The sequence below is a fragment of the Mycobacterium sp. genome (assembly GCF_052144515.1).
Lineage (GTDB): Bacteria > Actinomycetota > Actinomycetes > Mycobacteriales > Mycobacteriaceae > Mycobacterium.
Genome location: NZ_JBKQQD010000424.1, coordinates 1 through 10664 on the forward strand (window position 1 = coordinate 1; position 10664 = coordinate 10664).

Below are 10664 nucleotides of genomic sequence, written 5' to 3' on the forward strand. Positions count from 1 at the left end.
CCGTGGGTGTACGAAGCCGGGCTGCGACGCCCCGGCCTACCACAGCCAGGTCCACCACGTCCAAGGATGGACCAGGACCCGCCGCACCCACATCAACGAACTCACCCTGGCCTGCGGTCTGGACAACCGGCTCGTCGAGAAAGGCTGGACCACCCGCACCAACGCCAAAGGCGACACCGAATGGATACCGCCGCCGCACCTGGATCACGGGCAACCCAGAACGAATACCTTCCATCACCCCGAGAAACTCCTGGGACCTGACGACGACAAACCCCATTGACGCCACAAACACGCCCGACTGGTCTGGCCACTTGACGTCTGACCTATGACCAGTCACACTGAGCCCGTGGCGCTGCAGCCCGTGACTCGTCGATCGGTGCCTGAAGAGGTTTTTGAGCAGATCGCTGCCGATGTGCTCAGCGGGGAGATGCAGCCCGGCGAAGCGTTGCCCAGCGAGCGCCGGTTGGCGGACTTCCTGGGCGTATCCCGGCCCGCTGTCCGCGAGGGGCTCAAGCGGCTTTCGTCGGCCGGTCTGGTCGAGGTGCGCCACGGCGGCGTCACCACCGTGCGTGACTTCCGACGCCATGCCGGTCTGGACCTGTTGCCCCGGTTGCTGTTTCGCAATGGCGAGCTCGACACCGCTGTTTTCCGCAGCATCCTGGAGGCCCGGCTGCGCAACGGTCCGAAGGTCGCTGAGCTGGCGGCCGAACGGCACGGACCCGAGTTGGCGGACGTGCTCGGGGATTCGCTGCGCACGCTCGAGACCGAAAACGACCTGCTCGAGTGGCAACGCCAAGCGCTCGAGTTCTGGGAGCATGTGGTCGACGGCGCCGCTTCGATCGTATATCGCTTGATGTACAACGCATTTCGCGATGCCTATGAGCCAGCGCTGGCTGTCCTGGCCTCAGCGATGACCGCCGCCGTCAAGTGTCCCGACGCCTACCGAAAGCTGGCCGATGCGATCTGCTCGGGCGATTCCGCCAGTGCGAAGAAGGCCGCCGAAGACGTACTCGAACTCGCGAACGCAACGTTGCTGGCCGCACTCGACAGCCCACGAAACCGCCGAGGTCGCCCATGACCACCCAGAGTGTGGCCACCTATCTGCGCAGCCAGATGCAGCCCGGGATCGACGCGGTCGGCGGCTTCTACCGGACCTGCGTCTTGACCGGAAAGGCGCTGTTTCGACGGCCCTTCCAGTGGCGTGAGGCGATCGAGCAGGGCTGGTTCATCACCAGTGTCTCGTTACTGCCGACCCTGGCGGTCTCGATTCCGCTGACCGTGCTCATCATCTTCACGCTCAACATCCTGCTGGCCGAGTTCGGCGCCGCCGACATCTCCGGCGCGGGCGCGGCGCTGGGCGCGGTCACCCAGCTGGGCCCGCTGACCACCGTGCTGGTGATCGCGGGCGCCGGTGCGACAGCCATCTGCGCCGACCTCGGTGCTCGCACCATCCGCGAGGAAATCGACGCGATGGAGGTGCTCGGCATCGATCCCATCCATCGGCTGGTGGTGCCCCGCGTCGTAGCCGCGACCATCGTCGCCACCCTGCTCAACGGTGCGGTGATAACGATCGGCCTGGTCGGCGGTTTCGTCTTCGGCGTCTACATCCAACACGTTTCGGCCGGCGCCTACGTCGGCACGCTCACCCTCGTCACCGGCCTGCCCGAAGTGGTTATCTCCGTGATCAAGTCGGCCACGTTCGGCATGATCGCCGGCCTGGTCGGCTGCTACCGCGGGCTGACCACCAAGGGCGGCCCGAAGGGCGTCGGCACCGCCGTCAACGAGACGCTGGTGTTGTGCGTGATCGCGCTGTTCGCGGTCAACGTGGTGCTGACCACGATCGGTGTGCGGTTCGGGACGGGACGCTAGATGTCCCAGTCTGCCGCCGTATTGCGCGCCCGCTACCCGCGAACAGCAGCCAACCTCAACCGTTTTGGCGGCGGGCCGGCCCGCAGACTGGAGCAGATTGGGATTTTCGCGAGGTTCACCCGGGTCAGCCTCATGCAGATCGGGTGGGCGCTGCGCCGCTACCGCAGGGAGACGCTGCGGCTCACCGCCGAAATCGGTATGGGCACCGGCGCGATGGCCGTCCTCGGCGGCACGGTCGCGATCATCGGCTTTGTGACGCTGTCCGGCGGTTCGCTGATCGCCATCCAGGGCTTCGCGTCGCTGGGCAACATCGGTGTCGAGGCATTCACCGGATTCTTTGCCGCACTGGCCAATACACGCATCGCCGCGCCCATCGTATCCGGTGTCGCGCTGGCCGCCACGGTGGGCGCCGGCGCTACCGCCCAGTTGGGCGCGATGCGGATCAGCGAGGAGATCGACGCGCTGGAAGTCATGGGCATCAAGTCGATCTCGTTTCTGGTTTCCACCCGGATCCTGGGCGGGCTGGTGGTCATCGTGCCGCTGTACGCCCTGGCTCTCGATATGGCCTTCACATCCGGCCAGGTCGTCACAACGGTGTTCTACGGACAGTCGAACGGCACCTACCAGCACTACTTCCGCACCTTCCTGCGCCCCGAGGATGTGGGGTGGTCGGTCGTGCAGGTCGTCATCATGGCGGTGGTGGTAATGATCAGCCATTGCTACTACGGCTACACCGCCAGCGGTGGCCCGGTCGGCGTCGGCCAGGCCGTCGGCCGATCGATGCGCTTTTCGCTGGTTTCGGTTGTGGTTGTCGTCCTGTTGGCCGAGTTGGCGCTCTACGGCGTCGACCCGAACTTCAATCTCACGGTATAACCGCGATGACGACGCCGCTGACGCGCAAGCACCGACGGGCGTGGTTGTACGTGGAGGGCGTGGTCCTGCTGCTCGTCGGCGCACTCGTCCTCGTCTTGGTGTACAAGCAATTTCGGGGGGATTTCACGCCGAAGACCGAACTGACGATGCTGGCTTCGCGGGCGGGCCTGGTGATGGAACCGGGATCGAAGGTCACCTACAACGGGGTGGAGATCGGCCGGGTGGCCGGCATCTCGGAGATGCAGTCGGACGGCAAGCCGGCAGCGAAGCTGGTGCTGAATGTGAATCCGAAATATGTCAAGCTGATTCCGGTCAACGTGGTGGCCAACATCGAGGCGGCCACCCTGTTCGGCAACAAGTATGTGTCACTCACCTCACCGGACAACCCCAAGCAGCAACGGATCTCATCACACGATGTGATCGACGTGCGATCGGTGACCACCGAGTTCAACACGTTGTTCGAGACGATCACCTCGATCGCCGAGAAGGTGGACCCGATCGAGCTGAACGCCACGTTGTCCGCGGCGGCGCAGGCGCTGGATGGGCTGGGCAGCAACTTCGGCGAATCGATCGCCAATGGCAATCACATTCTGTCGCAGTTGAACCCGCTGATGCCGCAGCTGCACTACGACGTCCGGCGGTTGGCCGACCTCGCTGACATCTACGCCCGTTCATCGCCGGATTTGTGGGGCTTTCTGCAGAACGCGGTTACCACGGCGAGCACTCTGACCAGACAGCAAGGCGAGCTGGATGCCGCATTGTTGGCGGCGGTGGGCGCGGGCAAGACCGGCGAAGACATCTTGACCCGGGGCGGACCGTATCTGGCGCGCGGAGCCGCCGACTTGGTACCTACCGGCGCGCTGCTCGACACCTACAGCCCCGCATTGTTTTGTACCGTCCGCAACTTTCATGACGCCGTACCCAAAATCGCTAGCGCGGCCGGCGGCAACGGCTATTCGCTGTCGGCCGCCGGAACGATTTTAGGAGCGCCCAACCCCTACGTCTATCCGGACAATCTGCCGCGAGTGAACGCTCACGGCGGACCCGGTGGGCGCCCGGGCTGCTGGCAGCCGATCACCCCGCAGTTGTGGCCGGCGCCGTATCTGGTGATGGACACCGGCGCCAGCCTCTCGCCGTACAACCACTTCGAGCTCGGCCAGCCGATGTTCACCGAATACGTCTGGGGACGCCAATACGGGGAGAACACGATCAATCCATGAAAACCACCGGCACGGCAGTCAAACTCGGCATCCTATGGTTGGTGCTGTTGGTGTTCACCGTGACGATCGTCATCGTGTTCGGTCAGCTGCGGTTCAACCGCAGCACCGGATATTCCGCGTTGTTCACCCATGCCAGCGGGCTCCGGGCCGGACAGTTCGTCCGCGCCGCGGGGGTGGAGGTCGGCAAGGTCTCCAAGGTGACCCTGATCGACGGGGACACAAGGGTGTTGGTGGACTTCGCCGTGGACAGCTCGCTGCCCCTGGATCAGGCGACGACCGCATCGATCCGCTACCTGAACCTGATCGGCGACCGTTACCTCGAGCTCAAGCACGGCGACAGCGGTCGACGACTGTCCCCGGGCGCCACGATCCCGCTCGAGCACACCCAACCGGCGCTGGATCTCGACGCGCTGATCGGCGGGTTCCGCCCGCTTTTCCAGGCGCTGGATCCCGACAAGGTCAACAGCATCGCCCACTCGATCATCACCGTGTTCCAGGGGCAGGGCGCCACCATCAACGACATCCTCGACCAGACCGCTTCGCTCACCGCAACGCTGGCCGACCGCAACCAGGCGATCGGCGAGATCATCACCAACCTGAACACCGTGCTGGCCACCACGGTCAAGCACCAGCAGGAGTTTGACCGCACGGTCGACAAATTAGAGCTGCTGATCACCGGACTGAAGAACAGGGCCGACCCCTTGGCCGCCGCGGCGGCACACATCAGCAACGCCGCGGGAACCCTAGCCGACCTGCTGGGTGAGGACCGGCCGTTGCTGCACAGCACCGTTGGACAGCTCGAAGGCGTCCAGCAGCCGATCATTGACCAGCTGCCGAGTCTCGACGAGGTGTTGCGCAAGCTGCCGGACGCATATCGGGTCATCGGCCGCGTGGGCGGCATATACGGCGACTTCTACAACTTCTATCTGTGCGATATCTCGCTGAAGGTCAACGGATTACAGCCAGGCGGTCCGGTACGCGTTATCAAGCTCTTCGGGCAGCCCACCGGGAGGTGCACCCCGCAATGAGAACCCTGACGGAATTTAACCGGGGCCGGGCCGGATTGATGGGAGTGGTGGTCACCCTGCTCGCAGTTGGTGTGGGGCAGAGCTTTACCACCGTGCCGATGCTGTTCGCCACACCCACCTACTACGCCCAGTTCGTCGACACGGGCGGCATCAGCGCGGGCGACAAGGTGCAGATCGCCGGCGTGGAAGTCGGCCTGGTGCGCTCGCTGGCCATCCGCGGCGACCGGGTCCTCGTCGGATTCTCGCTACCCGGCCGGACAATCGGGATGCAAAGCCGGGTCGCGATTCGCACCGATACCATACTCGGCCGCAAAAACATGGAGATCGAACCGAGGGGTTCACAGCCGTTGCAGCCCAACGGTTTTCTTCCCTCGGCGCAGACCACCACGCCCTACCAAGTCTACGATGCGTTCGTCGACGCCACGAAGGCGGCGGCGGGCTGGGATGTCGACGCCACCAAACGTTCGCTGAAGGTGTTGTCGGAGACCTTCGATCAGACGGCTCCGCACCTGAGTGCCGCGCTGGCCGGTGTCAAGGCGTTCTCCGACACCATCGGTCAGCGGGGCGAACAGCTCAAGCAACTGCTGGCGAACGCCAACAAGATCGCTCGCGTGCTCGGCGACCGCAGCGGGCAGGTCAACGGGCTGCTGGTCAACGCCAACACCCTGCTGGCCGCGTTCAAGCAACGCAGCCAGGCGCTGAGCATCCTGCTGAGCAACGTGTCGCAGGTGTCGACCCAGGTGTCCGGCCTGATCAAGGAAAACCCCAACCTCAACCATGTGCTGCAGCAGTTGAGCACGGTCAGCGACGAGCTGAGCAAGCGCAAGAAGGATCTGTCCGATGTGCTGATACTGCTCAGCAGGTATACCGCCTCCCTGACGGAGGCCGTCGGTTCCGGGCCGTTCTTCAAGACGATGGTGGTGAATCTGCTTCCCTCCCAGATCCTTCAGCCGTGGGTCGACGCCGCGTTCAAGAAGCGGGGCATCGACCCCGAGGAATTTTGGCGCAATGCCGGGCTGCCGGCATTCCGGTTCCCCGACCCCAACGGCGCCCGGTTCCCCAACGGCGCACCGCCTCCGGCGCCACCGGTGCTGGAGGGCACGCCGGATCACCCGGGTCCCGCCGTGCCACCAGGATCGCCGTGTTCGTACACGCCGGCGGCGGGCGCGACGCCGCGGCCCGACAACCCGCTGCCGTGTGCGGACGCCGCCGTCGGCCCGTTCGGTGGTCCCGCCTTCCCTGCGCCGCTCGACGTTGACGCGTCGCCGCCGAACCCTGATGGGTCACCGCCGGCACCCGGCGTGCCGAGCGCGGGCCGGCCGGGTGAGACGCCGCCCGGCGCGCCCGGCACCCCGGTGCCGCTACCGGCGAACGCGCCTCCGGGCGCACGCACGGAACCATTGGCGCCCCGCCAATGAGCACCATCTTCGACATCCGCAACCTTGTGTCGAAAGTGCCGCGCAGGGCGATATTCATCGGGGCGTTGGTGGTGGTTCTGGGCATCGTCGGGGTATTCGCCGGAAGAGCTCTCTTCCGGAAACTGACCACCACTTCGGTGGTCGCGTATTTCTCTGAGGCGATAGCGCTATACCCGGGCGACAAAGTTGAGATCATGGGTGTGCGGGTCGGTTCGATCGACAAGATCGAGCCGACCGGCGACAAGATGCGAGTCACCTTGCACTACAGCAACAAGTACCAGGTGCCCGCCAACGCCACCGCGTCGATCCTCAACCCCAGCCTGGTGGCCTCGCGCACCATCCAGCTGTCACCGGCCTACACCGGCGGGCCGGTGCTGAAGGACGGCGCGGTGATCCCGATCGAGCGCACCCAGGTGCCCGTCGAGTGGGATCACCTGCGCGACTCCATCAACGGAATCCTCCGCCAGCTCGGACCGACAGCCGAACACCCGAAGGGACCTTTCGGCGAAGTCATTGAATCCGCCGCGGACAATCTGGCCGGCAAGGGCAAACAGATCAACGAAAGTCTGAACAGCTTGTCGGACGCGTTGAGCGCGCTGAACGAGGGCCGCGGGGATTTTGTCGTAATCACGCACAGCCTGGCACAATTCATCAGCGCGCTGTACCGCAACGACCAACAGTTCGTTGCACTCAACGACAACCTGGCCCAGTTCACCGACTGGTTCACCAAATCCGATCATGACGTGGCCGACACCATCACTCGGGTCGACGACGTGCTGGCCACTGCCCGAAAGGTTTTGAGCGACAACGGATCTGTGCTGGCTCACGATGTCAACAACCTCGCCGAGGTGACCACCACCATCCTGCAACCCGAGCCGCGAGACGGCCTGGAAACCGCGCTACACGTGCTGCCCACCTTCGTAGGCAACTTCAACAACCTCTACTACCCGGTGCACAGCTCGCTCGGGGGCCTGATCGTGTTCCCCAGCTTCGCAAACCCAATTCAGTTCATTTGCAGTGCCATCCAGGCCGGCAGCCGACTGGGTTATCAGGACTCCGCCGAGCTGTGCGCGCAGTATCTAGCGCCGGTTCTCGACGTCATCAAGTTCAATTACTTTCCGTTCGGCGCGAACTTCTTCGGCTCGGCGGCCACCTTGCCCAAGGAGGTGGCCTACTCCGAGGACCGGCTGCACCCGCCGCCCGGGTTCAAGGACACCACCGTCCCAGGGATATTCTCGCGGGATACCCCGTTCTCCTACGGCAACCATGAACCGGGCTGGGTCGTCGCACCGGGGATGCAGGGCACGCAGGTTCAGCCGTCGACGGCGAGCATGCTGACCCCGGAATCGTTGGGCGAGCTCATGGGTGGCCCGGACGCCGCGCCCCCGCCGCCGGGAACCAACCTGCCCGGACCGCCGAACGCCTATGACGAGACCAATCCGTTGCCGCCGCCGTGGTATCCGCAGCCGGCACAACCAGGGCCGGGCCAGTGAAGCGCGAGGTGATGCGACTGATCGCCGGCGCCGGCGGCCGCGGCCTGGTGTTCTTGGTGGTCGCGGTGGTGTTGACGTCGTGTACCTGGCGTGGCATAGCCAACGTGCCCCTACCGATCGGCCGTGGCACGGGTTCGGGTCACATGACGATCTACGTACAGGTGCCCGACACGCTGGCGCTGAACACCAACAGCCGGGTGCGGGTCGCCGACGTATGGGTCGGCACGGTGCGTGACATCAGGTTGAAGAACTGGATCGCGACGCTGACGCTGGATGTTGATGCGGCCGTGCGGCTTCCGGCGAACGCGACCGCGAAGATCGGCCAGACCAGCCTGCTGGGCACGCAGCACGTCGAGCTGGCCGCGCCGCGGAACCCGTCACCGCAGCCGTTGCGCAACGGCGACACCATCGGACTGATGAACTCCTCGGCCTACCCGACCGTCGAACGGACGTTGGCCAGCGTCGCGGTGATCCTCAATGGCGGCGGGATCGCCAACCTCGACGTGATCCAGACCGAGATCCTCAACATCCTCGGCGGCCACGTCGATCAGTTCCGCGAACTCCTCGGGCGGCTGGACACATTCACCGCCGAACTGAACCGCCAACGTGGCGACCTCGCTCGCGCGATCGACTCGACCAACCAACTGCTGGCCATCATCGCGAACCGCAGGGACACGCTGGATCGGGTGCTCACCGAAATCCCGCCGCTGATCGAGCATTTCGCCGACACGCGCAACCTGTTCGCCGACGCCACCGAATCCCTGGGGCGGTTCAGCGACGTCGCCAACCGGGCGCTGGCAGACACCCAGCCAAACCTGCACCAGAGCCTGCAGTCGCTGCAGCGACCGTTGATCCAACTCGTCCGGGCCGCGCCGTATGTGGTCGGTGCGTTGAGGTTAGGACTCACAGCGCCGTTCAACATCGACGACGTAGCGAAGGTGATCCGCGGCGACTACCTCAACGTGTCGGGCGAGTTCGACCTGACGCTGTCCACCATCGATAACACGCTACTGAGCGGAACCGGTTTCTCCGGGGCGCTGCGAGCGCTCGAACAGGCGTGGGGACGCGACCCCGCCACCATGATCCCGGACGTCCGCTACACGCCGAACCCGAATGACGCCCCAGGCGGCCCGCTGGTGGAGAGGGGCGAGTGAAAGATGCTGACACGCCACATCAAAACCCAGCTGGCTTTGTTGGTGGTGTTGGCGGTTGCCGCGGTGGTGGTCCTGGTTTGGTACTTCTTGCGGATACCCAGCCTGGTCGGCATCGGCCGCTACACGCTGTATGCCGAATTGTCGCAATCCGGCGGACTTTATCGAACCGCCAACGTCACGTTTCGGGGCATCACGATTGGGACCGTCACCGCCGTCGAGCCCACTGAGCGCGGCGCGCGGGCGACGATGAGCATCGACAATGGCTACCAGATCCCCACCGATGCGGCGGCCAACGTGCATTCGGTGTCGGCGGTGGGGGAGCAGTACCTCGACCTGGTGTCGGCTCGCGCCGGCGGCCCATACCTGGCGAATCAGCAGACGATCACCAAGACCACGGTCCCTGCCCAGATCGGCCCGGCGCTGGACGCCGCCGACCGCGCATTGGCAACGCTGCCCAAAGACAAGGTGGCCTCACTGCTGCACGAGACATCGCTGGCCGTGGGCGGGTTGGGACCGTCCCTTCGCCGTCTGGTCGATGCCACTTCGGCGATCGCCCACGATTTCAGGGGCAGCATCGACGACATCGACGACATCATCGCGCATTCGGGGCCCATCATCGACAGCCAGGTCAATTCCGGCGACGACATCGCGCGCTGGGCAGCCAATCTCAACACCCTGGCCGCGCAGACCGCGCAGCAGGATCCGGCCCTGCGGAGCATTTTGGCCAACGCGGCGCCGACCGCCGATCAGGTCAACGCCACGTTCAATGACGTGCGGGAGTCGTTGCCGCAGACGCTGGCCAATCTCGAGGTCGTGCTCGACATGCTCAAGCGCTACCACAATGGCGTCGAGCAGGCGTTGGTGTTCTTGCCGCAGTCAGGCGCGATCGCCCAGTCGGTTACCGCGCTAAAGCCCGGTCAAGCTGCTCTTGGCGTCGGCGCCCTGTCCTTCAACACACCACCACCGTGTCTGACCGGTTTCCTGCCCGCATCGCAGTGGCGGGCCCCGGCCGACACTAGTACCGCGCCGCTACCGGCCGGCACCTACTGTAAGATCCCGATGGAAGCGCCGAATGTGGTTCGCGGAGCACGTAATTACCCGTGCGTGGACGTGCCCGGCAAGCGGGCGGCGAGCCCGCGGGAGTGCCGCAGCAGCGAGCCCTATGTCCCGTTGGGCACCAACCCCTGGTACGGGGACCCGAGTCAGATCCTCACCTGTCCCGCGCTGGCCGCGCGCTGTGACCAGCCGGTGAAGCCGGGACAGGTGATCCCGGCGCCGTCGGTCAACAGTGGAAACAACCCGTTGCCCGCCGATCGAGTGCCCGGGACGCCGCCGCCGGTCAGCGATCCGTTGCAGCGACCGGGTTCGGGCACCGTGCAGTGCAATGGGCAGCAACCCAACCCCTGCACCTACATCCCGAGCGCGGCGGCCACATCACTGTACGATGTCCGGAGCGGCCTGGTCGTAGGCCCCGACGGCGTGGTGTATTCCGTTGAGAATTCAAGGAATACCGGCGAAAACGGTTGGAAGGACATGCTGAAATAGCCGCGAGCGTGCGTGTTTGTACGATGACACGCCGTGACAGGCGTGCAACTGCGCACGCTCGCAC

Annotated in this window: 9 protein-coding genes and 1 pseudogene; all 10 read left to right on the forward strand. The window is 65.1% G+C overall.

Annotation, left to right across the window (positions count from 1 at the left end):
* A pseudogene (locus tag ACLP9N_RS28505) lies at positions 1 to 280 on the forward strand (hypothetical protein); the annotation flags it as partial.
* Between the two features lie 66 nt (positions 281 to 346).
* A complete protein-coding gene (locus tag ACLP9N_RS28510) occupies positions 347 to 1078 on the forward strand; it encodes a FadR/GntR family transcriptional regulator (protein WP_442410512.1) in 732 nt (243 codons plus the stop codon).
* Positions 1075 to 1869: an MlaE family ABC transporter permease gene (locus ACLP9N_RS28515; RefSeq protein ID WP_442410505.1), complete on the forward strand. Its 795-nt coding sequence runs from the start codon at positions 1075 to 1077 to the stop codon at positions 1867 to 1869. Before ACLP9N_RS28510 ends, ACLP9N_RS28515 begins: the two co-directional genes overlap by 4 nt.
* Positions 1870 to 2742 carry an ABC transporter permease gene (locus ACLP9N_RS28520; protein WP_442410506.1) on the forward strand — a complete coding sequence of 291 codons (873 nt, stop codon included), beginning with the start codon at positions 1870 to 1872 and terminating at the stop codon, positions 2740 to 2742.
* A gap of 5 nt (positions 2743 to 2747) precedes the next feature.
* Positions 2748 to 3962, forward strand: coding sequence for an MCE family protein (locus tag ACLP9N_RS28525; protein WP_442410507.1), 1215 nt, complete (start codon positions 2748 to 2750; stop codon positions 3960 to 3962).
* Positions 3959 to 4990 (forward strand): MCE family protein, encoded by a 1032-nt coding sequence (locus ACLP9N_RS28530; RefSeq protein ID WP_442410508.1) that lies wholly within the window; start codon positions 3959 to 3961, stop codon positions 4988 to 4990. Before ACLP9N_RS28525 ends, ACLP9N_RS28530 begins: the two co-directional genes overlap by 4 nt.
* Positions 4987 to 6408, forward strand: coding sequence for an MCE family protein (locus ACLP9N_RS28535; protein WP_442410509.1), 1422 nt, complete (start codon positions 4987 to 4989; stop codon positions 6406 to 6408). The genes ACLP9N_RS28530 and ACLP9N_RS28535 overlap by 4 nt, the downstream gene beginning before the upstream one ends.
* A complete protein-coding gene (locus ACLP9N_RS28540; protein ID WP_442410510.1) occupies positions 6405 to 7901 on the forward strand; it encodes a virulence factor Mce family protein in 1497 nt (498 codons plus the stop codon). Before ACLP9N_RS28535 ends, ACLP9N_RS28540 begins: the two co-directional genes overlap by 4 nt.
* 11 nt (positions 7902 to 7912) lie before the next feature.
* The gene (locus ACLP9N_RS28545; RefSeq protein ID WP_442410513.1) at positions 7913 to 9055 is read left to right on the forward strand and encodes a virulence factor Mce family protein; all 1143 of its coding nucleotides are present in this window, start codon (positions 7913 to 7915) and stop codon (positions 9053 to 9055) included.
* A gap of 3 nt (positions 9056 to 9058) precedes the next feature.
* Entirely contained in the window at positions 9059 to 10600 is a 1542-nt protein-coding gene (locus ACLP9N_RS28550) for an MCE family protein (protein ID WP_442410511.1), read from the forward strand.
* Positions 10601 to 10664 lie beyond the last annotated feature (64 nt).

Excerpts from the sequence above, each read along its gene's own strand:
- ACLP9N_RS28540 (WP_442410510.1), top strand. The coding sequence starts at position 6,405 with ATGAGCACCATCTTCGACATCCGCAACCTTGTGTCGAAAGTGCCGCGC.
- ACLP9N_RS28525 (WP_442410507.1), top strand. The coding sequence starts at position 2,748 with ATGACGACGCCGCTGACGCGCAAGCACCGACGGGCGTGGTTGTACGTG.
- ACLP9N_RS28515 (WP_442410505.1), top strand. The coding sequence starts at position 1,075 with ATGACCACCCAGAGTGTGGCCACCTATCTGCGCAGCCAGATGCAGCCC.
- ACLP9N_RS28545 (WP_442410513.1), top strand. The coding sequence starts at position 7,913 with ATGCGACTGATCGCCGGCGCCGGCGGCCGCGGCCTGGTGTTCTTGGTG.
- ACLP9N_RS28530 (WP_442410508.1), top strand. The coding sequence starts at position 3,959 with ATGAAAACCACCGGCACGGCAGTCAAACTCGGCATCCTATGGTTGGTG.
- ACLP9N_RS28520 (WP_442410506.1), top strand. The coding sequence starts at position 1,870 with ATGTCCCAGTCTGCCGCCGTATTGCGCGCCCGCTACCCGCGAACAGCA.
- ACLP9N_RS28535 (WP_442410509.1), top strand. The coding sequence starts at position 4,987 with ATGAGAACCCTGACGGAATTTAACCGGGGCCGGGCCGGATTGATGGGA.
- ACLP9N_RS28550 (WP_442410511.1), top strand. The coding sequence starts at position 9,059 with ATGCTGACACGCCACATCAAAACCCAGCTGGCTTTGTTGGTGGTGTTG.